We start from the raw sequence: 24,782 nt of genomic DNA, 5'->3' as shown, positions 1-24,782 counted from the left end.
GCTCCTGCAAAAATCGGGATAGTTCGGTTAACACTGTTTCCCCTGTGGGAGCGAGCCTGCTCGCGAAGGCGTCGGCACATCCGACATCTCTGTTAGCTGACCCACCGCTTTCGCGAGCAGGCTCGCTCCCACAGGGGGGGGTGTGTTTCTTGAGGGCGAGTTAGCCCTCGGTGGCGAGCGAACCCGCCACACGTTCAGTCAGTTCAATAATCCGGTTAGAGCGTCAGATCGCCGAAGGCTTCTTCGGCGCTCGAGGCTTTTTCTCGGCGGGTTTTTCGCCCGGGGGAATCACTTTCGCGGCGCTAGCCGGTTTGGCTTTGGCCGCTGGTTTCGGCTTGGCGGCGGGGGCCTTGGCCTCAGTAGCCTTGCCCGCGGTTTTGCTGCCAGCGGCTTTTGGCGGTTTCTTCGGTGCCAGGGCTTCCGCTTCAGCGAGCTTGCGTGCCATCTCCCAATGGCGCGCCTCCTGACCGTCAGGCTGACCTTCCGATTCCCAGATTTGATAGGCGAATTCGCGGATGCGTTTATCGTCGGTACTCATCGCAATGCTCCTGAACTGAACTCATGCTTACGTTAAGTGTTGGATAAAGAGATTGACCGGGACATCCCCCAGCGCGTCGCTGATATTCAGCTCCCTGTTTTTTGTGACTGCGCGGCTTGAAAAAAGTCCCTTCAGGTTTGTGTCAGAGGCGGCGAACGGTAAAACCACTCGCGTATCGCCCCAGCGCAGCGCATCGACCTGAGGTACAGCACTGTTTTCCAGCAGGGTTGCGCAACGGATCGGCACGATCACGATGGCCTGCTTCCCCCCGTGCTCACGGGCAAACGCGAGCACGTTGTGCGCCTGACTGCCGAGCACTTCCAGGGCCTGGTAGGTGCCCCGACGGAACAGTTCGGCATGCTCGACGCGCAGGTTCAGTACCTGGGCGATCAAGGCTTGCTTGATGCGCCCGTCACGCCAGTTCGCCAACAACTCCGCAGATGGCAATGGCGCCTCCAGTGCGTGTTCACGAGCGGCGTAATCCACCGGCCGGCGGTTGTCCGGATCGACCAGGCTGAAGTCCCAGAACTCATTGCCCTGATACAGATCCGGCACCCCCGGCACGGTCATGCGCAGCAAGGTTTGCGCCAAGCCATTAAGCGCGCCGGCGGCGGCGATGCTGTTGACGGTCTTGCTCAGCGCGGCGCGCAGCAGTTCGCCTTCCTCTCCGGTGAGGAGTTTTTCGGTGAATGCCTGTGCGGCGTTTTCATAGGCTTCGTTCGGCGCGCTCCAACTGCTTTGCAGCTTGGCTTCGCGCAGGGCTTTCTGCTGCCATTGCCAGATACGTTTGGCGTAGTCGACGAACCCGGCCTGATCGTCATCGCGCAATTGCAGCGGCCAACTGCCGAGCAACGCTTGATAGAGGATCAGCTCATCGCCGCTCGACGGCATCTGATCGTCAACCCGAACGGGACGGGCGAGGGCGCGCCACAATTCGATCTGCTCGGCGTACCAATGGCTGCGTTCACTGAGCACGGCCAGCCGCGCGCGGGTGTCTTCGCCGCGTTTGTGATCATGGGTGGCGGTGGCGAGCAAGTTGTCGGGGAATTCATTCAACCGTTGCTGATTGACTGCATGAAAGTCGCTGACCGGGGCACTGAACTGCTCGGTGTTGTAGCCGACGTCGTTGCGCGACAGCAGCACCGCCGAGCGATACAGCGCGGTGTCTTCCACGGCTTTGGCTGCTGCCGGTGAGGTCAGTTGCTGAAAGCGTACGCAGGCATGTTTGAGGATTTTGCGCGAACGACCGCGCGGTTTGCGTCGCCACGGCGTGCCACCGAGCCACGCAGCGACGCAGTCGAGCACCGGCCAGTCGGCTTCGCTGAGGGTTTGCCGTGCACCGCCCATGGCCTGCTGGAAAAACACCTCGTCCTGCTCGGAGCGACCCATGGCACTGATGTAAGTGCGGTACACCGGGAAGTGCACGATCAACGCCTGCAACACCCGGCGGATCGCGCCAAGGGTCAGGTCGCGGGTCATCAGGTCATCGCGGGCGACTTGCAGCAGGGCCTGGGCGACGCTTTCGCAATCACTGGCCAGCGAGCCGTTGAGAATCTGCTGACGCGCCAGTTGCGCTTCTTCGATGAACGCGGCAGGGCGTTCGGTGCGCCGTTGCCAGAGATCACCCAGGACGTATTCGCCGTCCGGGTCGTGTTGCAGCAGCGACAGTTGATTCATGAATTCGTAACCGGTGGTGCCGTCAACCGCCCAGTCGCGGTGCAGGGTTTCGCCGGCGCCGAGGATCTTCTCGACGTAGATCGGCAAGTGCCTGCCCGGAGCCAGCAGATCAACCCGGCGGCGCAGCTTGCGGCAATAACCACGCGGGTCGGCGAGGCCATCGATGTGATCGATGCGCAAGCCGTCGACCAAGCCTTCGGCGATCAACTGGAAGATCTTGCCGTGGGTGGCTTCGAATACCGCCGGACGTTCGACGCGTAGACCGCCGAGCTCGTTGATGTCGAAGAAGCGCCGCCAGTTGATGTCATCCGCCGCCGTGCGCCAACTGGCGAGGCGATAGCTCTGACGCTCCAACAATTGATGCAATTTGTGGAAGCCTTCTTCGCTGGTCGAATCGTAGTGTTGCAGGTTGTTTTCAATGGCCTCAGCGATTGACGGATCCGTCGCCAGTTGCCGCAATTCTTCTTTCAGTGGAATCGCCAGCGAGTGGGCATCGGTTTGATAACTGAGCGTGCTGAAGCGATCAGCCAAGGCCTTCAGCGCTTCCTCGGATTTCAGCAGTTCACCGTAATCGTTCGGGCAGATCGGGAAGTGATGGTCGTAGTGCTCGACGTAAAAGCTGCCAGTGCGTGGGTTGAACAGCAGCTTCAGCGTGCCTTCCTGCAACGCCACGCCGTAATCGCTGCCAAGAAACGGCAGCAACAACTGGCCTTCCATCAACGGGTCGGGCGAGTGCCACTGAATATCGAAAAACTCGCCGTAAGGGCTGAGCCGACCCCATTCCAGCAAGTCGAGCCACCACGGGTTGTCGTTGCCACCGACGGCCATGTGGTTGGAGACGATGTCGAGGATCAACCCCATGTTGTGTTCACGCAGGGTGCTGACCAGGCGCCTTAACGCTGGCTCGCCACCGAGTTCCGGGTTGACCTGGGTCGGGTCGACCACGTCGTAACCGTGCATGGAACCGGCCCGTGCCGCGAGCAGCGGCGAGGCATAAATATGGCTGATGCCGAGCCGGGCAAAGTACGGCACCAGTGGCACGGCTTGTTCAAGGGTGAAGCCTTTATGAAATTGCAGGCGCAAGGTCGCGCGCAGGGGCTGGATGAGCGCTTGATTCATTGGTCACGCTCGGCAGCCTGAAGACGCGCGCACGCGAGTAGTTCCAGACGTCGCGCCGCATCGGCGTCATCGAGCAATGCTTCGCTGGTGCCGGGTAAACGTCGCGACCAGTTCGGGTGGGTGTCGATGGTGCCCGGAAAATTCGCTTGCTCGTTGATGCCCAGCGCGTCTTCGAGTGGCAGCAGCACCAGCGGCGCACGGGTATGGCCGAGGAAACGTACCGCTGCATCGACCACTTGATCGGCCTCATGGGATTCTTCGCGAAAGTTTTGCGGGTCCTGGCTCAGCGCACTGCGCAGGCCTTCACGCTCTCGCTGACGATGGTGGCGCCATTCGATTTCACCGTTGGCATCGACAAAGCCCAGACGTGCGTTCCAGTCGATGTCGCGGCCATGCCACCAGCCATTGAGCGTCGGCAGATCGTGAGTGCTGGTGGTGGCGAGTGCGTTGTCCGGCCAGTCGAGAATTGGTTTGAAATGGGTGTTGTCCTGTTCGAACAACAACACGCGCATGCCGAGCATGGAGCGGGCGATAAGCTTTTCGCGCAGACCATCGGGCACGGTGCCGAGGTCTTCGCCGAGGACGATCGCCTGATGACGATGTGATTCGAGGGTCAGCAAGCGCAGCAAGTCATCGACCGGGTAATACAGGTAGGCACCATCGGCCGGCGCCGCGCCGTTGGGGATCACCCACAAGCGTTGCAGGCCCATCACATGGTCGATGCGAAGTCCGCCAGCATGGGCGAAGTTGGCGCGCAGCATGTCGATGAAGGCGCGAAAGCCATTGCGGATCAGGCCTTCCGGCGAGAACGCGGAAATACCCCAGCCCTGACCCGAGCGATTGAGAATGTCCGGCGGCGCACCGACGGTGAGCGAGGCGAGCAATTCATCCTGAAAACTCCAGGCCTGACTGCCGGCGCCGTCGGCACCCACCGCCAGATCGGCGATCAGGCCAATGCCCATGCCGGCGCTGCGTGCGGCGGTTTGCGCACGTTCCAGGCAACGGTGGATCAGCCATTGGCAAAAAGCGAAATAGCCGATGCGTTCGGCGTACTCTTCGGCAAAGGCTTCGAGCGCCGCGCCGCGTGGGTCGTGCCAGTGTTCCGGCCATTGCCGCCAGTCGAGGTTTTCGCCACGGGCGGCGCGCATTTCCTGAATCGCTTCGAAGCGGCAATGGTTTTCCAGTGCTTCGCCACCGGCGTGGCGGAAACTGGCGAAGTCCGGGTGCAGCGGATGGTCACCGGCGATGAAACCTTCGTACAACGCTTGCAAGAGTTTTTGCTTGGCGTCGGCGGCGCTCGGCCAGTCGATCAGGGTCAGGTCTTCCAGTTGCGCGAACTGCTCGGCCAGGCCGGCCGCGTCGATCGCATCACGCAAGGCGCGCTCACCGAGAATGGCCCCGGGTGCCGCGTAAAGAGCATTGAGGAACAACCGACTGGATGGCGAATAAGGGCTGTAGCGCCCGGTATCGGCGCTGAACATGGCATGCAGCGGGCTGATCGCCAAGGCATCGGCGCCGCGCTCACCGGCCACGCGGACCAGGTCTTCCAGCGCCAAGGTATCGCCGAAACCGCCGTCGCCGGGGCGGCGCAGCGAATACAACTGCGCACTCAGGCCCCAGACGCGGGGAATCGGATTATCCACCGCATCGCCGACACTGAAGCAGCGCTCCGGGGCCACGGCCAAGGTGAAATACTGATCGCTGATGTGCACCTGTTGATAACCGACCGGGATCAGCCCGGGCAATATCGCTTCGGAATCGAGTTTCAGGTTCAGCCGTGAGCCGTCTTCAAGGTGGATTTCACACGGCGTTTCCGGGGCGAAGTACCGCGCCAGATCCACGCCGACACCGACATCGGCGGTCAACAGCGGCGGCAGGTGGCGGTCTTGTTGAACGGCTTGCAGTTCCAACAGGCTGGCGTCGATTTCCTGCGCGGTGCTGGCGGGGTGGCCGAGCCCGATCAGGACATTGCGCAGCACCGCCGGGGCGACTTTTTGCGGGCGGCCGTTGGCGTCGATCCAGTCGACGGCGAGGCCGGCGCGGCTTGCAAGAATTTCCAGTTGCGCATCGCTCATAGGCGCTCTCCATTCAGAGGTTGCAAAGGGGTTGCGGCCGTGAGGCTGACAAGCGCGCAATACGCGGGCAGTACGCCCGATTCCGATAGATCGACGGTGGGTGGCTGTTGAAACAACCACACGGCCTCGGTCTGTGGAGGGTTGACCACTGGCGTGTCGCTGAGGTTCAGGTCAATTCGCAGCTCGCTGCCATTGCCCAGACGCCAGCGCGCACTGACCGCGCCATAACCGAGCATATGGGCGCCGAGCGCTTGCGTGCCGGACAGGTGGGGAATGATGTATTGATGGCGAAATTGCAGGAGCTTCTGGTAGAGCGCGAGGGTTTCCTGCTGTTTTTCGCTGCCATGGCCGATCAACCTTGGCTGTGAGGCGTGGAAGGTTTTTTCTGCATTCGGGTCAGGAATCTGCTCGCGCTTGTGCGGATCGGTGAAGGCGCTGAACGCGGCGAATTCATTGCGCCGGCCCTCGCGCACCAGTTTCGCCAGTTCGCCGTGGTGACTGGTGAAAAACTGGAACGGCTGCTCGGCGGCAAACTCGTCGCCCATGAACATTAGCGGAATCATCGGTGACAGCAGCAACAACACGGTCGCAGCCTGCACGGCGCGCGGATCGGCCAGATGATGCAGGCGCTCGCCGAACGCACGGTTGCCGATCTGATCGTGGTTTTGCAGGAACAGCACGAACGCCGTGGAGGGCAGGTGTTCGCTGGGCTCGCCGCGCGGTTCGCCATGGCGGGTGATGTGCCCCTGGAAAACAAAACCCTGACTGAGGCAGCGCACCAATTGTTCGGTGGGTTGTGCGGCGTAGTCGGCGTAATAGGCATCGGTTTCGCCGGTGAGCAGAACGTGCAGGGCGTTATGGCCGTCGTCGTTCCACTGCGCGTCGTAGTCGTATTCCAACAGGCTCGACTGGTTCAGTTCGTTTTCCACGGTCAGCCAGACATGCCGGCTCGGGTCGGTCTGCGCGCGGATGCGCTGGGCCATTTCCGTGAGGAAATCCGGGTCTTCGATGGCATGCACCGCGTCCAGGCGCAGACCGTCGAAGCGGTATTCGAGCAACCACATCAGGGCGTTTTCGATGAAAAACTCGCGCACTTCGTCGCGACGGAAATCGATCGCCGCGCCCCAAGGCGTGTGTTTGTCCTCGCGAAAAAAGCCTTTGGCGTAACGATGCAGGTAATTGCCGTCCGGGCCGAAGTGGTTGTAGACCACGTCGAGAATCACCGCCAGACCGTGGCCGTGGGCGCTGTCGATGAGGTGTTTGAGTTGTTCCGGGGTGCCGTAGGAAGCTTGCGGGGCGTAGGGCAAAACACCGTCGTAGCCCCAGTTGCGTTCGCCTGGGAACTGCGCCAGCGGCATCAGTTCGATGGCGGTGATGCCCAGGCCTGCAAGGCGCGCCAGATGTTGTTCGACCTCCGCGAAACCACCGAGCGCACCGACGTGCAACTCGTAGATCACCGCTTCGCTCCACGGCCGACCGTGCCAAGCCGTGTGTCGCCATTGATAAGCCAACGGATCGACCACCACGCTGTGGTGCTCGAGGTCGCCATCCTGTGCTCTGGAGGCCGGGTCGGGCACCTCCAGTTCGCCGTCGATGTTGTAGCGGTAGCGGGTGCCCGCCGGACAGCGGGCCTTGATCACAAACCAGCCGTCTGCCTGAGGCAGCATCGGCAGCGACTGACCGTTTTCGAGTTCGACACTCACGTAAAACGCATCCGGCGCCCATAGCGCAAATTGCGTGTGTTCGGCGTCCAGCATGATCGCGCCGTGGGGCCAGGTTTCAGTAGACCGTAACGGCATCGTGGTGAACCTCCCTGGTTATTTGTGGTGAGCTTTACCCAGCGCCTTGGCGACCAGTCGTTCGTAGAGTTCGGCGTACGGTTCAACCGCTTTGCACCAGTTGAACGGCGCAGCCATTGCCCGGCAACGCATGGCGTTGAGCAATTCGGGGAAGGCGAACACCTTGAACGCGCGGCTGAGGGCTTCTTGATAGCTTTCAGCGGTGGATTCGTCGAAGAGGAAACCGGTGACACCGTTTTCAATGGTGTCGGCCAGACCGCCGGTATTGCGTGCGACCGGCAGCGAGCCGAAACGCTGGGCGTACATCTGGCTCAAGCCGCAAGGCTCATAGCGCGACGGCATCAGCAGGAAATCGCTGCCGGCGAACATGCGTCGGGCGTCGGTTTCGTTGAAGCCGATGCGCACGCCGATCTGCCCGGGAAAGCGCAGCGCCAGTTCGCGCATGGCTTGTTCTTCTTCCGGTTCGCCGCGACCGATGATTGCGATCTGGCCACCGTTCTGCACGATGTACTCGGATACCGCGATCGTCAGGTCCAGACCTTTCTGATAGACCAGTCGCGACACGACGGCGAACAGCGGGCCTTCTGAGTCATTCAATTCGAATAGCTCACGCACGTGCGCGGCGTTGACCGCTTTGCCTTCCCAGTCACCAATGGCAAACGGCGCAAACAGGTGCGGATCGGTGGCAGCGTCCCAGCTCTCATCGATGCCGTTGGGAATGCCGCTGAGCAAGCCTTGCTGGGTCTTGGCGGCGAGAAAGCCGTCGAGGCCGCAGCCGAAATCCGGGGTGGTGATTTCCTGCGCGTAAGTGGCGCTGACCGTGGTGATATGGCTCGAATAGGCCATGCCGGCCTTGAGAAACGACATCTTGCCGTAGAACTCCATGCCTTCCTGTTGCAGGGCATGGTTGGGAATGCCCAGCTCAGGGCAGGAGCCGAGGCTGGTCACGCCTTGATAGGCGAGGTTGTGAATGGTGAACAGGGTCGGTGTGCGCTGCCCGCGCCAGTGCATATAGGCAGGGGCGAGACCGGCCGGCCAGTCATGGGCGTGCACCAGATCCGGGCACCAGTGAATTTGTGCGAGGTTGGCGGCGATATCGGCAGCGGCCAGGCCCAGACGTGCGAAACGAATGTGGTTGTCCGGCCAGTCGCGGCCGTTGTTGGCGCCGTAAGGCGAGCCTTCGCGCTCGTAGAGTTCGGGGCAGATCAGCACGTAGATCACCAGCCCGTCGGGCATGTCCATGCGGCCGATCTTGCACGGTGGCAGCGCGGCATGGCCGCCGAGTTCGCCAATGATGTGGATCGGGTTTTCGCTGTGCATCACCTGCGGGTAACCGGGGATCAGCACGCGCACGTCGTGCAGATGGGCCATGGCCCGGGGCAGGGCGGCGGACACGTCACCCAGGCCACCGGTCTTGACCAGATCGGCGATTTCCGAGGTGACAAACAATACTTTTTTCTTGTTGGGGTTCTGACTCGCTACCGGAGTCAGCGTTTTGGTGCCGGGGACGTTGATCTGTCGGCTGCCAGGAACACTGACGGTGCTCGATTCTCCAACCGCCTGCTGAGCACGCTCTCCCTGAATTTCCAATGCCGCACTGATCATATGAATCTCCCGTCTCGTTGATCTGATTCTTGTCTTGAACAAGCGATGTCCATGGCCAAGTCCTGTGGCCGGGCGCAAACGCGCCACGCATCGGTGAGCAAACGCTACCCAACACGCGCAAGCAGAATGGGTGAACGGGGCGTTGCAAGGATTGCACCAGTCGCTAAGGCCCCGCCTTTCAGATGACCTGCCGCTGCGCGCAAAAGTTTCGACTTTTTTTCGGCAATGTGACCGGTCGGTTTTACCCCGCGAAAGTCAGTCTAGGCCAGATCCTAGAGCGGGCCAGAGCAAATGGGTAAATTGTTCGACAATCGGTTGGCAGTTAGCGCCAACCGTGCTTTTGAGGGGTAAACGCACCGACGAAGTGCAGGTTTTTCTGTGAGGGAGGGCCAAAACGGTGACTGGTCGGTCACGATTTTGTGCTAGCGGGCTGCGCTGGCGCACTGTTGTGGTGCGGGCAGTTTGTTGATGAGGAGACAGTGAGTGCCCCTTCGCGAGCTTGCTCGCCAAAGCAATGGTCGCTACACCACCGAATTCATGAAGGTCTCAATTCAGCAAGCGAACCGGTTCCCCAGCCGCCCAAGCCTGAATATCCTCGATCATCTGCGAAAAGAACTGCTCATAATTCTGCCTGCTGACATACCCGACATGCGGCGTCGCCAAGACATTGTCCAGTGTGCGAAACGGGTGCATGGCCGGCAGCGGCTCCTGTTCGAACACGTCCAGCGCCGCCCCGGCGATGTGCTGTTTCTGCAACGCCTTGATCAGCGCCGCTTCATCGACAATCGGCCCGCGCGCGGTGTTGACCAGCAGGGCCGTCGGTTTCATCCAGCCCAGTGCTTGCGCATCGACCAGCCCGCGACTGCGCTCGCTGAGCACCAGATGCACCGACAACACATCGGCCTGCTCGAACAATGCCTGTTTGCTCACATACGTAACGCCAACCTGTTCAGCCCGTTCGGCCGTGAGGTTTTCGCTCCAGGCAATCACCCGCATGCCGAAAACCTGACCGAACTGGGCGACGCGCTGGCCAATGCTACCCAGGCCGAGAATGCCGAGGGTCTTGCCGTGCAGGTCGCCGCCCAGCCCTCGCTGCCAATTACCGGCGCGAAGGGAATTTGCCTCATTCACCAGATTGCGTGTAGCCGCCATGATCAGCGCCCAGGTCAATTCCGGCGCGGCATGCTTGTAGCTGTCGGTGCCGCAGACCTTGATCCCCAGCTTTGCGGCCGCTTGCATATCCAGCGCTGCGTTACGCATGCCGCCGGTGACCAGCAACTTGAGATCAGGCAGACGCTTGAGCAAGTCTTCATCGAAACGTGTGCGCTCGCGCATCACGCAAATCACCTGATAGCGGCCCAGACGTTCGGCCAGTGTCGCGTTGTCGGCCGGGTAATCGTGTTCAAACGTCACTTCACCGAGGCTATCGAGGACTGACCAGTCGACCACGTCGCGGGCCACGTCCTGCCAGTCATCGATCACTGCAATCTGCACCGCCATCAGCCTTACCTCATCAACGAACGGGATTGGATGTATTCAGCCAGTCGAGCAGAGCTTTGTGGAACTGCGCCGGTTCTTCCATTTGCGGCGCGTGGCCCATGCCGGGAAATTCCACCAGCGTCGACTGCGGGATCAGCTTGGCTACTTGTTTGCCGAGCACATCATAGTGGCCGATTTTCGCTTTCACCTCAGGTGGCGCGAGGTCTTTGCCGATGGCGGTGGTGTCGGAGGTGCCGATCAGCAGTAGGGTCGGCATCTTCAAGTCCTTGAACTCGTAGTACACCGGCTGGGTGAAAATCATGTCGTAGATCAGCGCCGAGTTCCAGGCGACCTGGGGCTTGCCCGGGCCTTTGCTCAGCCCGGCGAGCATGTCGACCCAGCGGTCGAATTCCGGTTTCCAGCGGCCGTCGTAGTAAGTAGTGCGTTCGTAATCGCGAATGCCTTGAGCGCTGACTTTCAGCTCACGCTGATACCACTGATCCACGGTGCGATACGGCACGCCGAGGGCTTTCCAGTCCTCCAGACCGATCGGGTTGACCAGCGCCAGTTGCTCGACCTGCTCGGGGAACAGCAAGGCATAACGGGTGGCGAGCATGCCGCCGGTGGAATGACCGAGCAGGGTGGCTTTTTGAATGCCCAGCGCTTTGAGCAACTGCTGGGTATTGGTTGCCAGTTGCTGGAAGCTGTATTGATAGTTGTCGGGTTTGCTTGAGGTACAGAAACCGATCTGATCCGGCGCGATCACCCGGTAACCGGACTCGCTCAAGGCCTTGATCGAACTGTCCCAGGTGGCTGCGCAAAAATTCTTGCCGTGCATCAGCACCACGGTGCGGCCATTGGCTTTGCCGTGGGCGGCGACGTCCATGTAACCCATCTGCAGGGATTTGCCCTGAGACTGAAACGCAAAGTGTTTAAGCGTGTAAGGGTATTCGAAGCCTTGCAGTTCCGGGCCATACGCCGGACCTTCCGGCGCGGCTTCACCTGGCGCCGCAGCTTGCACCGACAGGGGCAGGGCGGCGCACAGAAACAGGCCGGGGAGCCAACGGGAAAACATGACAGACATAAGGTCAAACTCCGTTTGAAATCGGCCGATGCTGGAACGACTGGATTATGCCGACGTTAAACACAGGCAATGCCCGCGCCTGATCGTTCAACCCAGCCAGCCCAGGGTCAGCATTGCCAGCACGCCGTAACGTAAACCTTTGGCCAGGGTGACAATCAGCAGGAAGCGCCCGGGCGGTTCGCGCATGACGCCGGCAATCAGTGTCAGTGGGTCGCCAATGATCGGCAACCAGCTCAGCAGCAATGACCAATACCCGTAGCGCTCATAGTGTTTGCGCGCCTTGACCATATGAGCGGGGCTGACCGGAAACCAGCGCCGATCCTGAAACCGCTCGAGGCCACGGCCCAGCCACCAGTTGACCAGCGAGCCGAGTACATTGCCCAGCGTCGCCACCGCAAGCAGGCCCCACAACCAGTAGCGTTCGCTGACGATCAAACCGACCAGCAATGCCTCGGACTGTAATGGCAGCAGGGTGGCTGCACCGAATGCGGCAAAGAACAGCCCGAAGTAAGCGGCGCCGATCAATGGGCCGGGTAGTCCGCCACGACCACATCAGCGCCGTCCTTTTTCAGGCCGATGATCTGATAAGCATCGCTCATGCCGTCCATTTCCATGCCCGGCGAACCCATCGGCATACCCGGTGCGGCGACGCCGAGCAGGTCGTCGCGCTTGCTCAGGGCCAGCACTTGCTCTGCGGGTACATGGCCTTCGACGAATTTGCCGTTGATGATCGCGGTGTGGCACGACGCCAGACGCGGCGGCACGCCATGTTGTTGCTTGAAGCTGCTCATGTCGCTTTCGACGTGATCTTCGACTTTGAAACCGTTGGCTTCGAGGTGGCTGATCCATTTTTTGCAGCAACCGCAATTGGCGTCGCGGTGCACTTCGATCGGGATCAGGTCGGCGGCCTGGGCCAGGGAAGAGATGAACAGGGCGCTCAGGGCGACCAGACGCAAGTGGGTTCGCATAACGGATTCTCGGCTTGGCTGACGATCAGGAAAAAACGCATTTTGACCGGTTTTTCCTGCTCGGCATCAACGCAATGTTTCCAGTTGTTGCAAGGCAGGCTGCCAGGATGATCGTAGATCAAGGCTGACAGGTTGCTGAGCGTGAGATGACAAGGTCGTCAGGTAACAATTGTTTGGACCCCGTCGACTCCTGTGGGAGCGGGCTTGCCCGCGATGGCGGCAGGTCAGTCAATGAGGTTGTGTCTGACCGGGCCCCATCGCTGGCAAGCCAGCTCCCACAGGGTTATGTGACAGGCAGAAATGCCTGAACGGATCAGCGGACTTTGAAACGCCCCATGATCGCGCTCACCCGGCTGTTGGCCTCCAGTAACTGGTGGGTGTTGAGCTCGCTGGCTTTACCGCTCTGCACCAGTTCATCGACCATGTGGCGGATTTGCACCATGCTGCGGTTGATCTCTTCGGTCACGGCGCTTTGCTGTTCGGCGGCGGTGGCGATCTGGGTGCTGAGGCTGTTGATGTGGCTGACCGAACCGGCCATTTCATCCAGACCGGAGTTGACCCGCGCGGTGGCGTCAGCGGCAGACTGGCAACTGGCCTGGGTGTTTTCCATGGCACTGACCGACGAGCTCACGCCTTGGGTCAGGCGGGCCAACATCTCGTTGATTTCCGACGTGCTGGCCTGGGTACGCGCGGCGAGGGCGCGGACTTCATCGGCAACCACGGCAAAACCGCGCCCCTGTTCACCGGCGCGTGCCGCTTCGATGGCCGCGTTGAGCGCCAACAGGTTGGTCTGCCCGGCAATCGCGCCGATCACGCCGAGAATTTCGGTGATGCGCTGGGCGTCCTGCTGCATGTTTTCGACTTTGTGCGTGGCACTGGCCACTTCATCGATCAGCGCCACCACGCTGTTGGTCGCTTCGCCCACCACCACGCGGGAACGGTCGGCGTTTTCGTTGGCGCGCTGGGTGAACGCAGCGGTTTCGGCGGCATTCTGCGCGACACTTTCTGCCGTGGAACTCATCTCGGTGATGGCGGTAACGGTCTGATCGGTTTCCGAGGCGTGACGCAGCAGGATCTGGCTGGTGTGTGCCGAGGTGCGTTGCAGGTTGTCGAGGCTGGAGGCCATGGCGCCGGTGGCTTGGGTGACTTCGCCGATCATGTTCTGCAGATAGGCAATAAAGGTGTTCACCGAGTGGCCGATGGCGCCAAGTTCATCTTCGGCGCGAATGGTGATGCGGCGGGTCAGGTCGGCATCGCCGCTGGACAGCAAGTCGATGTTGGCTTTCAACGCTTTCATACGCTGTACCAATTGGCGAATCGCGTAGACCTGCAACAGCACCAGCAGGATCACCAGCGGAATCTGCAACAGGCTCAAGGTGCTGAGGACGTCATCACGCTGGGCGGTGAGCATTTTCGTCGGCAGGGCGCTGGCGAGGAACCACGGCGTGCCTTCAATCGGGCGCATGAAGAAGGTGCTGGCTTCACCGTTGTTGTCGAACTCGATGCGCTGCGCCTGATCGCGGTTCTGCAACCCGGCTTTTATCTGGCTGGCGAAGGTCGACGTGCCGGCCAGTTCGCTGATGTTTTTCAGCACGATCGGGCCACTGATGCGCGAACTGTTACTGATGATCTTGCCGTCGGCTTCGATGATCAGCATCTCGGCGTTGAGGTCTTTTTCCTTGCGCGCCACCAGATCGTTGAAGAAACCGAGGGTCACGTCGATGGTCGACACGCCCCAGGCGCTGCCGTTTTTCTGGATGGCCATGGCGCAGTTGGTGCGCGGCTCGGCACTGGCATCATCTTTATACGCTGCCGCCCACGCGCATTGGCCGCGCGGTGTGGCCATGCCGCCCTTGTACCAGCTCTGGTCGTAATAGTTGGGGGCTGCGTCGCTGTTCCAGAACGTGTTCACGGCCAGTTTGCCCGACGCGTCGCGGTGCCAGAACGTACTGAATTTGTTGCGCCCGGCTTCACGTTGCCCCGGCAGCGGCCAGATCCCGCCGCCGAACACCTTCAACTCGCCGTACTGATCAACCAGGCCAGGCAGCACCGTGTCGATGGCGGCGCTGTCGAGCAGCGGGATGGTCTGGGTGATGCTGCGCTGTTGCGCCTGCACTTTGTTCAACTCGCCCTGAATCTGCTCGGCCACTTCGGCGATGCGGTTGAGGACTACCTGTTCTTCGGTATGCCGCAGTTTGGGGGCGACCAGTTGGCTGATGCCGACCACGGTCAACACCGACAGCAGCAGGATGAACAGAACCAGAAACAGCGTGTAGCGAGCCTGAATAGTGCGGAATGCGGGCATGGAGACCGGTCCTTGAGCTGCGTTTCTTATTAGGGGGGCAGGGGCAAAACAGTGCGGGTGTCCACAGGGTATCGTCGTTGCATCGGGAAGCTTTAGGTACATACGTCCTAAATAACCTGAGTACCGATGACCGGTTGGTATCAGCTTCGATACATGGGCCGAGTTAAGCCTGGGGATTGAATGAAAAGGGTCATTTTCATTTCAGTACCATGACAGCTCTGGGCCAGGCTTCTCGGGAGGTTCTGCTTTTGTATCGAGAATGTACAAGAATTGTAAAAAAGTGCAGAAAGGGGTTGGTGCCATCAGTTAGCCCGCTGATACTCGCGGCCATTAATGCCGTTCACACGGACATTTTCATGGTCATTTTACAGGGAGTCTCTTCATGACGATCGGTATTGTCGGCGGCTGGCAGGCCAAGGCGGGCGTTCTGGTACGCGACACCGGCGCAAAGAAACAAGTGTCACAGAGCCTCAAGGTGCAGCAGATGCTCACCATGGTCGGTACCAACCCCACCGCGCTGAATACCGCCGAGATGGACAAGCAGGGCATGCGCAAGGCCATCAAGGGCTTTGATCCTGCGAATGTTTCGGTAAAACAATTGGGCAATCTGAGCGAGATGCTGCGCAGCCGTGGGCTGATTTCCGAGATCACCTCGTTTACGTTGAAGAACGCCGGTGACAAGTTCGACCGCTTTGGCGTGACCAAGGATATTGATGCCAAATTCAACGCCCTGGAGTATTTCGCGACCCAACTCGATGCCATTCAGAACAATGGCCTCAATGGCAACGCCTACGGCAAGAGCCTGATTCCCGAGTTCAAGAAAGCGATCTATGTCTTGCAGAACCTCAAGACCTACGGTGACGGCAACGCGCCGAAACCGGTCGACGAGGGCGTCAAAGCCAAGGCGTGAGACCGATTGCTGTAGCCCGCTCAACGCTTGAGCGGGCTACAGCGGTTCGCGCGCTGTGGGTCATCAAGGCAGCGGCGATGCCTCTGCGTGCACTGCAAAGGGCAGTTGCGCCTGATCATGCAAGCGCTGGATGTGTGGGCAATGCAGTTCCAGTGAGCGCGAGCGATAGCCCCGATGAAACAGTGCCAGCCATCCCGCGCCGCGATCATTCGGGGCAATCCCGGTGAAGATAAAGCCCAACGCCGACAGGCTGACCACCGCACTGGCGAAACCCGTTGCCAGCCTTAGCCTGATCGAGATCATCCAGTGTTGGGGCAGTCTGCGCAGTTGTTTAAGCAAACCGCTGTCGATTTTTTTCAGCATCACGTCATAACGCCCGGCACATTGCTCGACATGCAGCGGCGGTCCCACCCAAGGCGCTTCCTTTTCCTGTGTCCCGTACACCTCGCACAAATGCTCCATGAACTCGCGACAGCTTTGCGGCCATAACAAGGCTGGCAGCGGGCGGCGGTAGCCGTCGATGGGGGTGTAGCCGATGACGATCGACTCCGGCAGTGTTTCGCCAAATGGCGAGGGGACATAGTCGAGCAACAAGCCGCTGCTGCAAAACCCGAGTCTGTGCGCCATGCGTTGCGTGTAGGCGTGCTGCGTCACCTGTTTGATGGTCACGCCGTGGCAACCCAGCGCTTGCGCATGGATCAACAGTCGAGTGCCCAACTGCGTGGCGATGTTCTGCCCGCGCGTCGATGGATGCACCACGCTCAACGCCAGTTCCGCCGTGTGCGATCCGGCGTTTCTGCACAACGTGGCGTGGCCGAGGATTTTCTGTCCTGATTCCGCGACCAATGAGTGCCAGGTCCCATCGCAGTGGTTCTGGTTGATCATCAAAGGCAAATACACGTGCGGCTGTACGTAGTGATCGCCATAGATTTCCCGGAACAGACGGCTGATGGCTGCAGCGTCGGAGCGCCGGTAACTGCGCAGCGTTACGTTGTCCATGGGCATTGCTCCGGGCGGGGAGGCGTGTAGACACGAAGGTCGACGACTCGCTGGCGCTTGCCGGAGCGCGGATGGCGAGCGAGTTCATCGCCAGTGCATCGGGCGATCTGCAACTCGATCAACCGATCAGCGCAGAGTTGCGTGATCAGCGGGTATTGCTCGATCAGTTCACTGTGCAATGTTGTGTTGGCATCAGCGGTTTCAGGCATCAGCGCTGCGGCCACCCACTGCAGACGCAACACATCGACGTTGGCCGATTGGCTGATGACCAGTTGCCAGTCATCGCTGGCGGTGGTGCGCTGGACGATCCGGGCGATGTCTTCGATCAGCAGGGTCAGAGTGCTCACCCGTACGCGCTGACTGCTCGCGCTGCGGCCCATCAGGGCGAACTTGCGCATCGGCGCTGTGGCCGGTTCTTTCCAGCAGGCAAGGTCGCCTACGGGGTAGCGGATCAACGGCATCAGCCGGCGGGTCAGGTTGGTGATCAGCAGTCGCCCGGTACGGTCGCAGTCCACGATCACTTCTCCGGTGTGTTCGTCGACGATTTCCAGCACGCTATGGCTTGCGAGCATGCGATGTTCGCCCAAGGCGCAATCGCGGTGAGTGGCGCCGATGAACCCGGCGTCGACACTGGCGTAGCCGATGGAAGCGATTCGTGCGTTGGGGAACACGCCGCGCAACCGCTGCAATTGCCCGGCAAACAGACTTTCTCCGCCGTAAAGTATCGTTTCGACCTCGGTCAGGGTCTGCGCCTGGCGCTCCAGCGCGTCAGCGAACGTCAGCAATTGTGCGGGTACGCCGGCCAGCACATTGATCCTGTGCTGGCGAATGGCGTCAGCCAGTACCGCTGGCTCGACGTTGCCGGTAAACGGGTATTCGGTGATCCCCGCTGTTTCGTGTGCCAGTGCATCGTGGATAAAGATGAAGCTGGCATACAGATCGCCGACAAAAAACAGGTTGGCAACCCGGTCTCCTGGATTGAGCTGGCTACCAAGATGCGCACCGAAGTCGCGCACAAGTGTCTGCCATTCTTCGCGGGTAAATACCGAAAGTTTACCGCTGCTGGTGGTTCCACCGGTCTTGAACACCAGTGCGCGTTCGACTGTAGAGGTCAGCACCGGCCATTGTTCGAAGTTCTCGCTGGCTGCCCAGTATTGTTGTGGGTCGATCACCGGAAGTTCCTCCAGTGCGGTTATCTGCGCGGTAATGTTTTGCCAATGGTTGGCGTAATACGTTGAATGTTCGCGGGCAAAGGCCAGTAACTTGTTTAGTTCAAGTGCTGCGTTCATGGTGTTCTCATTAATTGATCTGGCGGTGGGCGATTTTTGCCTCTAGCGGCGCGCGTCAATCACTGGCGGTGTCTTTCCGCTGTGTTTGTTTCTGTCGAATTGCTGTGGTGCGCAGTGTTGCGCGTGCACAGTGACAAGTCCGGTACGCACCAGCGTGGCCAGCGTCGGATAGCTTTGCAGTCGGCCGAGGATGTCGGCGGGAGCGCCGGGGCTGCGAATCAGCAAGCGTTCCAGGCCGTCAGATGCGTGATCGAGGTGCAACTGGAATGGCGCCTGCAGGTGTCGACCGAGCTCATCAAGACAAATGAAATCGGTGCCGATGCGCAGGAGTCTGCCGTGCCGTTGCCGCAGCTCGAAACGTGGCGAACTCAGGCCGCATGCGCACTGCCCAGGCAACCATCGACCGGTGTCGCCAACGTCATAACGCTGTACCTGCTGGCCTTCGCGTGCCTTGGAAGTGAACAGTAAACGGCCGATTTCATCCTCGGCGACAGGCACGTCCTTCTCCAGTGCAACGATTTCCAGATGCTGGATGGTGTCCATCAGATGAAACACGCCATCAGCGGTCACGGCGCAGGCATGCCCGAATGGCCCCGCATCGACGCTGCCGTACACCGCCGAGCGAATGCTGGCGACGCCGCAGCGATGCAGTAGTTCGCGGCACTGTTCACTGATGTGTTCACCGCCAAGGAAGACTTTTTCAATCGCGCCATAGCGGCTCAGGCGCGGCTGTTCATTGAGGAACAATCGATGCAAGGTGCTGGGCATACCGATCAGGACGGTCACGCGCTGTTCGATGATCACTTGCGCAATATCGCTGTAATCATCGTCGGCCGGCGCGCCCATGGGCAGGTGCGTTGCGCCCAGCATTTCCAGCACTTTGGCAAAACTGAAAAAGCCGCCGTACAAACCGCCACTGAAGAACAGGTTCATCACTTTGTCGCGGCGCGGGTCGAGACCTGCGGCGAACATGCCGTCGGCTGTTGCCTGCATTTGCCGTTGGAAATCACGGTAACTGAATCCCGCCAGGGCCGGTGTGCCACTGCTGCCGCCGGAGCGGAAGAATAGCTGCGCTGCCGCTGTCGTCGGCCGCGCGATAAACGCCGCTTTGTCGGTGATCGGCAGGCCCGCCAGTTTCGGCGCGCGAGGTGGCGGGGCGAGGCTCATGTGGGTGGGCAACTGCGTCGGCGCGACGCTGACCGACACGCGTCGGCTCAGACGTTGCAGCGCGTAAACGCCATCATGGGGTTCGCCATCGTAGCCATCATGAATCGCGTTGACCGGTGCAATCCGGCTGACGCCCGCCGCAATCAGCGTGCGCGACAGTTCACCGATCTGCGCTTCGCCACACGCCAGGGCACAGCTTTGCAATACGTTGCGCCAAGGCAACAGGGTTTGCGCCAGGCGCGCGTGCGGCAGCGGTTTGAGCAGCAGGGTGCGAAACAGTGGCGAGGGCGCGAGCAACGGATCATGGCTCCAGATCACTCGCCAGCCCGCCGCGCTCCAGACCTGTCCCGTCACCCCGGAAAAGCTCCTGCTCAGGCGCGTCATCAGACTGTGGGTGGTGATTTCGCTGGCTTCCTGGATCGTCGGGACCAGCGCCGGCCATTGCCCGGCACGACGCTCGAACGACCTGGCCAACGTGCCGCCGATGCTTTCCAGAACGCAGGGGTCATCGCTGTCGACCAATAACCATTGCGGGCTGGAGCAGGCCTGTTGATCCAGCCGGCAGACCTCATCGACTATCGCGTCCAGTGCCTGTGGCGATGCCGCGTCCGGTGTCAGGTAGGCAAAACTGATGCGGTGCCCCCAGTCGATCCAGCGACACCCGGGCGGCAACTGTTGGCGGATGGCTTGCAGGGCCGCTTCGCCACCCCACGCCGATACGCCATTGGCCATTTTGCACAAGCGGCCGATCTGCGCCGTCGCCACCGGCAGCACCGCCACGTAATGACGCAGTTGGCCACTGGGATCGGATTGCACCAACGCATGCATCAGACGCGCCGTCAGGCCTTGATCACTGCGGCTGGGGCGCAGCCAGTTGATGTTACCGGCGAGCAGGCTTTCGAGCATGGCGCAGCACGCCAGCAGCGGCGCATTGGCCGGTGTGACATGGATCACCAGACCCAAGGGGCTCCAGCGCTCAAAACGTGATTGCCGATAATCGATGCGTCGCAGGCAATCGGCTTGCTCGCCCAGCTCGCGTTCAATTCTGGTTTGCAGGGCGTAAGGCTGACAGAAGTCAATCAACGCCTGGCGCTGCTCGGCATCCAGGGGCAACTCGGCGCTGTGCAGTTGCTGCGCAAAGTGTGCGGCGGCAGTCAGTACGGTGGCGCTGTCCAGCGGTGTACTCAGGTTTAGCGGCAAGGTCTGCTGTAGCTGCAGCAGTGCGTTGTCGAGGTCGAGGTCCTCGTGCAGTTCCCCGTTGATCAGGTACATGTCAGTGCCTCCCCAGTAATTCGGAGGCCGCCATCGCGCAACTCCTGCCGGCGCTGGTGCCGGCGCGGCCATGCAGTTCGAACCAGTCACTGACAAGGCCGCAGCCGCAACTCGAACCGGGGTGCAGCGTCGCCAGGTCGCTCATCACCACCGCGTGAGCCGGACTGGACGAAATGTAGGGCGAAACAAACCCCAGCAAGCCTTGCTGGCCATAGGGCTGGACGGAAAAATCCAGCGGATTGCGGACGTAAGCCCTCGCGTAAACCGGGACATGGAAATGATGGTGGGCACATTCGATATAGGGCACTGCGTGCTCGACCGCGCCATAACCGTCGCGGCACCGATTCGTTTCGATACCCAGTTGTCGGCTGATGCGTTCATACAATTGTTGTTTTGGAATTTCCTCGCTCGCCCGGGTTTTCCAGCCACCGCCGAAAAACGCCAGCGAATCAGCTGGCAGTTTCAGTTCAGGCACACCGGTGGCTTGCATGTGTTGCAGTGTCTGCCAGAGGAATGCCGGGAAGCCGAAAATCCGCACGGGCAGGCCTTCTTCGGCGAACGACTGCAGCGCGCTGATAACCCCGAACACATCGAACTGGTGACCACTGCCATTGCAGCGCAAGGCGTAAACGACGCGATTGATGGGGGCGAAGCGACAGAGAAACTGGTCGGTATAGGCTGTTCCCAGAGTGATCGCACCCTGCGGTTCGTAGCTCAGCAACAGGTAGTTGCACGGTGTGTCTGGTGAGTGCCAAGCGTAGTGGGCAAAGATCCGCTCGACCATGAACTGCGCGCCCGCCAGGCTGCGTTGGTCATAGCGCATGCGGCTTTTCTGGCCACTGGTGCCGGACGATGTCAGTTCCAGGGCGTTCTCTCCGCTCGGGCTGAGCAACAGTTGCTGTTTGAAAAAACTGGCCAGAATCGGCGGCAGTCGTGACCAGTCAGCGAGATTATCCAGGTCCTCCACGTCGAGGCCGTTGGCGTTCAGCCAATGTGCGTAGCCGGGGGTGTGCTGGCAATGAAACCGACTGATCTCGGTCATGGCCCTGTCGAACAGGCCCGCAGGCACGGATTCCGGGCAATACGGGTGTGGCAACGCGCAGAGCGCGTCACCGGCGGGGAAGTGATTCATTCAATATTCCTTTATTGAGCAGAAGCGTTATCGGGACTCGGTGTCTTGCACGAGTCCCCGGACCAGAGGCAGGCACGTCAGGCCGCTGAAGGCGGCACAGAGCGCAAAAAGCTCCAGGCGCGCGCCACCACCGATGGCCGCAATGAGCACGCCGCCGAGGCCCATCACGGCAATCGAAATCATGCCGACCAATGCCGAGACCAGGCCTTTACTGTCATCACTGGCAAACAGTGCCAGCCGATACAGCGCGGCGTTGCTCATACCCAGCCCGACCGCGTAGAGCGCCAGACTGGCGACCACCGGACCCAGGCCGGCGCCAGACAGGGCACAGGCAATCAACGCCAGCAGACCCAGACAGAAGGGCCACAGGGCCAACCGGATCAGTTGCGGCAAAGAGTGAGTGACCAGCAAGCGGTCGAGGATCAGATTGCCGACGATGACGGCAGAGAACACCGGAATCTGCCACACGCCATATTCCAGTGGCGTCAGCCCGAGCAACTGGATCAGCAGCAACGGTGCCAGGCCGATCCAGGCGATCAGCGGCAGGCTCATCAGCCCGAGCGCGAGGCTGGCGGCGAGGAAGCGACGATTACCAAAGAGAACTCCGTAGCGCTGGCAGGTCTGGCGCCAGGAAAAGCGCACGGCGAGCTGCTGCTGCCCATCGCGACGTACGACGCCGACCGTTTCCGGCATGCAGGCGAACAGCCCCAGCCAGACCATCGACGCCGCCAGACCGAGGCCCAGAAACAGTTCGCGCCAGGACAGCCATTGCAACAACAGAATGCCCAACAACGGCCCCACCAACGGTGACAGCAAGGCGATATTGCCGAGCAGTGCCATCAACCGCACCGCATCCGCTTCGCAAAACACTTCCTGCAGCGCCGGATAACTCACGGCGACTACAAAACCCAGGCCCATGCCTTGCATCAGTCGAAGCAGGTTGAAGGCTTCAATACTGCGAGTGACGAATGCCCCCGCGCAGGCCACAGCAAACAACGCACAACCGATCAACAATACCCGTCGTCGGCCCCACTGATCGGACAGTGGGCCAATCAGCCATTGCAGACAGACACCGCCAATCAAATAAAGATTGAAGGCGTTGGGAACATGCCGCACATCGGCTTGAAGTTCGCTTGTCACGTTCAGCATAGCCGGCATGATCAAATCGCTGGCCATGTATGTCAGACATTCAAAAGCGCTGATGGCAAAACAAAAACCGAGCACTTGTCGAGGCCCGATATGTATAAGAGTGTTCTGCATAAACGTCCCTGTTAGTGAGTGGAAATAAGTGGCCAGAGACTAGTTGCAGAAGTTCGCTTAACCTATTGTTTTGCTGCGACATTAGATTTCAAATGCTTACAACTTATTTGGGCGTTTCAGCATTGCGTGCGCGCCAGAACAGAAAAGCCCGCAACATGGCGGGCTTTATTTGAAGTTGATTGGGCTTGTTGATGACCTGCCTCAGTCTGTCCATAGGCAAGCGGGCAGGGCGAACAATCCTGTTCTAGCGATGTTGGTAATAGCCAGGGCCACCCTGGTAGTAACGGTGGTGATCGTCATGCCAGCCGCCGTGGGGGAAGATGATGCAACCACTCAGGGTCAGCAGGGCAAGAACGGGAATCAGCCAGGTGATTCGACGCAGCATTTTGAAAAATCCTCATGGTTACGCCGTCATGAAGCCAAAACTCTTCATCGGCTGTAACATGAGACCCCGATTGCAGCGGCGCATCCCCGTAGAACGGTAAGTGCATGGCATGCAATCGGATACAAACCGGATACATTTCAAAGTTTCAGGAAGCCGTAATGACCCACAAGCAACGTTTGATTTATTCGATTCTGATCGCCGTGTCGGTGCTGGCTATCATGCTCGGCCTGTCCTGGCTGCAAAATGCCGGAATGATTACGGAGAAGGCGTTCCAGTTCGTCGCCATCGGTGTGGCGGTGGTCGTGGTGGTGATCAACGGCGTGATGCGCCGCAAGGTCAAGCCTTGACGGCGATTGGCGCACGCTTCAATCGTGGCTGAGGACTGCTGCAGCCTGTGGATGCAGGCTGTAGCTCTTGTCTTCATTGAAGGTGATCACACCTTCGGCGCACAGGCGCTTGAGCACCTCACGCACGCTGAGGAAGGACAGTGGAATATCCAGATCCAGCAATTGGCTGTGGACACCACGTACGCCCAGACGCCGCTCGCTTTGTGCGGCGACCAGCAGGGCGTCGATGACTTTCAGACGAATCAGGCTGGTGCGCAGCCCGAAACTTTTCAGCAGCAAGCGGATGCGTTCGTTTCCGTGACGCTCGACGCGTTGCCCGAAATCGCTCGCGTGGGGGCTCATGGAAACTCCTTTGGGGGCCTGGCTACCGTCCGTTGGTAGTTGCGAGTTGTACATGCGATTACTCCTTTTCAGAGCCTGATCGGGGAGGTTTTTTTGCGCTCTCTAAAACAAGACGTTTCAGCACGACAAATCATGAAAGAAAAAATGTAGAAAATTTGTCGGGGGTTTGTCTTTTTCTTGTGATCGTGGGTTGAAATTGGGTTGGGCTTGGCGGCCTTTGGGCCGACCATGCTCTTGCGGGTTTGGGTGTATATCCGTTTTTTTGGGTGTTGCGGCTGGCGGTTTCGCTCTTACAGCGAGTCCCTTTGGCAAACGCCCCAAAGGAACCAAAGGTCTGGGCCCCGGCGTTCGGCCCTCGCCGTGGCTCGGGTTCCTTCGTTACGGGATCTATCCGGGGGCATCGCCTACGGTTTGCTTCGCTGCACCTCCTCTCGATGTGTTCGACTTCGTCGAACGGTCGCTGCGCTCCCACCCCCGGATAAATCCCTCCACTCAGCCTGCCGAAGGGGCCTGCACGGCAAGATCAAGAGCGGCAGCCGAGCTAACGCTCATCCTGTTGAGTGGTGAGGAGCGGGGGTGGGTGCGGCTTTGGATTTGTTTCCGAATTTGAGTGCGGCTCGGTATTTCATTTCGGTGTATTTCTCGCAATCACCTCGGTCAGTCCCCTCTCTCTCTGGGAGAGGGCTAGGGTGAGGGGCTTTTGATCTGGTGCAGTATTGAGTTCAACCCGGTATTTCATTTCGGTGTATTTCTCGCAATCACCTCGATCAGTCCTCTCTCCCTCTGGGAGAGGGCTAGGGTGAGGGGCTTTTGATCTGGTGCAGTATTGAGTTCAACCCGGTATTTCATTTCGGTGTATTTCTCGCAATCACCTCGGTCAGTCCCCTCTCCCTCTGGGAGAGGGCTAGGGTGAGGGGCTTTTGATCTGGTGCAGTATTGAGTCCAACTCGGTATTTCATTTCGGTGTGTTTCTCGCAATCACCTCGGTCAGTTCCCTCTCCCTCTGGGCGGTCCGACGTTTCGGGAGGGC

At 60.1% G+C, this 24,782-nt stretch carries 19 protein-coding genes; 2 read left to right on the top strand and 17 right to left on the bottom strand.

Going from position 1 to position 24,782, the window contains the following annotated elements:
- Positions 1-223 precede the first annotated feature (223 nt).
- From RMV17_RS14960 to RMV17_RS14915, 10 genes are all read right to left on the bottom strand, one after another.
- On the bottom strand, positions 224-538 hold the full coding sequence (locus RMV17_RS14960; RefSeq protein ID WP_311880816.1) for a DUF2934 domain-containing protein: 315 nt from the start codon (positions 536-538) through the stop codon (positions 224-226).
- 27 nt (positions 539-565) lie between these two features.
- The gene (locus RMV17_RS14955; RefSeq protein ID WP_311880814.1) at positions 566-3,334 is read right to left on the bottom strand and encodes a malto-oligosyltrehalose synthase; all 2,769 of its coding nucleotides are present in this window, start codon (positions 3,332-3,334) and stop codon (positions 566-568) included.
- Positions 3,331-5,409, bottom strand: coding sequence for a 4-alpha-glucanotransferase (gene malQ / locus RMV17_RS14950; RefSeq protein ID WP_311880812.1), 2,079 nt, complete (start codon positions 5,407-5,409; stop codon positions 3,331-3,333). The genes RMV17_RS14955 and malQ overlap by 4 nt, the downstream gene beginning before the upstream one ends.
- Positions 5,406-7,208, bottom strand: coding sequence for a malto-oligosyltrehalose trehalohydrolase (gene treZ, locus RMV17_RS14945; RefSeq protein ID WP_311880810.1), 1,803 nt, complete (start codon positions 7,206-7,208; stop codon positions 5,406-5,408). The genes malQ and treZ overlap by 4 nt, the downstream gene beginning before the upstream one ends.
- A gap of 18 nt (positions 7,209-7,226) precedes the next feature.
- Positions 7,227-8,813: a glycogen synthase GlgA gene (gene glgA, locus RMV17_RS14940; RefSeq protein WP_311880808.1), complete on the bottom strand. Its 1,587-nt coding sequence runs from the start codon at positions 8,811-8,813 to the stop codon at positions 7,227-7,229.
- A gap of 546 nt (positions 8,814-9,359) precedes the next feature.
- Positions 9,360-10,313 (bottom strand): D-2-hydroxyacid dehydrogenase family protein, encoded by a 954-nt coding sequence (locus RMV17_RS14935; RefSeq protein WP_311880806.1) that lies wholly within the window; start codon positions 10,311-10,313, stop codon positions 9,360-9,362.
- A gap of 13 nt (positions 10,314-10,326) precedes the next feature.
- Positions 10,327-11,376 carry an alpha/beta hydrolase gene (locus RMV17_RS14930; protein WP_311880804.1) on the bottom strand — a complete coding sequence of 350 codons (1,050 nt, stop codon included), beginning with the start codon at positions 11,374-11,376 and terminating at the stop codon, positions 10,327-10,329.
- 87 nt (positions 11,377-11,463) lie between these two features.
- Positions 11,464-11,898 (bottom strand): YqaA family protein, encoded by a 435-nt coding sequence (locus tag RMV17_RS14925; protein ID WP_311887051.1) that lies wholly within the window; start codon positions 11,896-11,898, stop codon positions 11,464-11,466.
- On the bottom strand, positions 11,898-12,344 hold the full coding sequence (locus RMV17_RS14920; protein ID WP_034155984.1) for a DUF411 domain-containing protein: 447 nt from the start codon (positions 12,342-12,344) through the stop codon (positions 11,898-11,900). The genes RMV17_RS14925 and RMV17_RS14920 overlap by 1 nt, the downstream gene beginning before the upstream one ends.
- A 313-nt stretch (positions 12,345-12,657) precedes the next feature.
- On the bottom strand, positions 12,658-14,649 hold the full coding sequence (locus RMV17_RS14915; RefSeq protein ID WP_034155985.1) for a methyl-accepting chemotaxis protein: 1,992 nt from the start codon (positions 14,647-14,649) through the stop codon (positions 12,658-12,660).
- A gap of 382 nt (positions 14,650-15,031) precedes the next feature.
- Here RMV17_RS14915 and RMV17_RS14910 point away from each other — a divergent pair, with 382 nt between their 5' ends.
- Positions 15,032-15,559 (top strand): hypothetical protein, encoded by a 528-nt coding sequence (locus RMV17_RS14910; RefSeq protein WP_034155986.1) that lies wholly within the window; start codon positions 15,032-15,034, stop codon positions 15,557-15,559.
- A gap of 63 nt (positions 15,560-15,622) precedes the next feature.
- Here RMV17_RS14910 and RMV17_RS14905 read toward each other — a convergent pair whose 3' ends face one another.
- The 6 genes from RMV17_RS14905 to RMV17_RS14880 all read right to left on the bottom strand — a co-directional run bounded on the left by RMV17_RS14905 (position 15,623) and on the right by RMV17_RS14880 (position 23,063).
- A complete protein-coding gene (locus tag RMV17_RS14905; RefSeq protein WP_311880800.1) occupies positions 15,623-16,558 on the bottom strand; it encodes a GNAT family N-acetyltransferase in 936 nt (311 codons plus the stop codon).
- The gene (locus RMV17_RS14900; RefSeq protein WP_311880798.1) at positions 16,546-17,847 is read right to left on the bottom strand and encodes an AMP-binding protein; all 1,302 of its coding nucleotides are present in this window, start codon (positions 17,845-17,847) and stop codon (positions 16,546-16,548) included. The genes RMV17_RS14905 and RMV17_RS14900 overlap by 13 nt, the downstream gene beginning before the upstream one ends.
- 42 nt (positions 17,848-17,889) lie before the next feature.
- A complete protein-coding gene (locus RMV17_RS14895; RefSeq protein WP_311880796.1) occupies positions 17,890-20,286 on the bottom strand; it encodes an acyl-CoA reductase in 2,397 nt (798 codons plus the stop codon).
- Position 20,287: 1 nt separating this feature from the next.
- Positions 20,288-21,418, bottom strand: coding sequence for an acyl-protein synthase (locus RMV17_RS14890; protein WP_311880794.1), 1,131 nt, complete (start codon positions 21,416-21,418; stop codon positions 20,288-20,290).
- Positions 21,419-21,445: 27 nt separating this feature from the next.
- Entirely contained in the window at positions 21,446-22,678 is a 1,233-nt protein-coding gene (locus RMV17_RS14885; protein ID WP_311880792.1) for an MFS transporter, read from the bottom strand.
- A gap of 244 nt (positions 22,679-22,922) precedes the next feature.
- Positions 22,923-23,063 (bottom strand): hypothetical protein, encoded by a 141-nt coding sequence (locus RMV17_RS14880; RefSeq protein ID WP_007918111.1) that lies wholly within the window; start codon positions 23,061-23,063, stop codon positions 22,923-22,925.
- 158 nt (positions 23,064-23,221) lie between these two features.
- Here RMV17_RS14880 and RMV17_RS14875 point away from each other — a divergent pair, with 158 nt between their 5' ends.
- Positions 23,222-23,410 carry a hypothetical protein gene (locus tag RMV17_RS14875; RefSeq protein WP_034155992.1) on the top strand — a complete coding sequence of 63 codons (189 nt, stop codon included), beginning with the start codon at positions 23,222-23,224 and terminating at the stop codon, positions 23,408-23,410.
- Positions 23,411-23,428: 18 nt separating this feature from the next.
- Here RMV17_RS14875 and RMV17_RS14870 read toward each other — a convergent pair whose 3' ends face one another.
- Positions 23,429-23,806 (bottom strand): fe2+ zn2+ uptake regulation protein, encoded by a 378-nt coding sequence (locus RMV17_RS14870; RefSeq protein ID WP_034155993.1) that lies wholly within the window; start codon positions 23,804-23,806, stop codon positions 23,429-23,431.
- Positions 23,807-24,782 lie beyond the last annotated feature (976 nt).

This window comes from Pseudomonas sp. VD-NE ins, from assembly GCF_031882575.1.
GTDB classification, from domain to species: Bacteria; Pseudomonadota; Gammaproteobacteria; order Pseudomonadales; family Pseudomonadaceae; genus Aquipseudomonas; species Aquipseudomonas fluorescens_BZ.
Note: the sequence above shows the minus strand (reverse complement) of the source record. Positions and strands in the feature narration are given on the sequence as shown.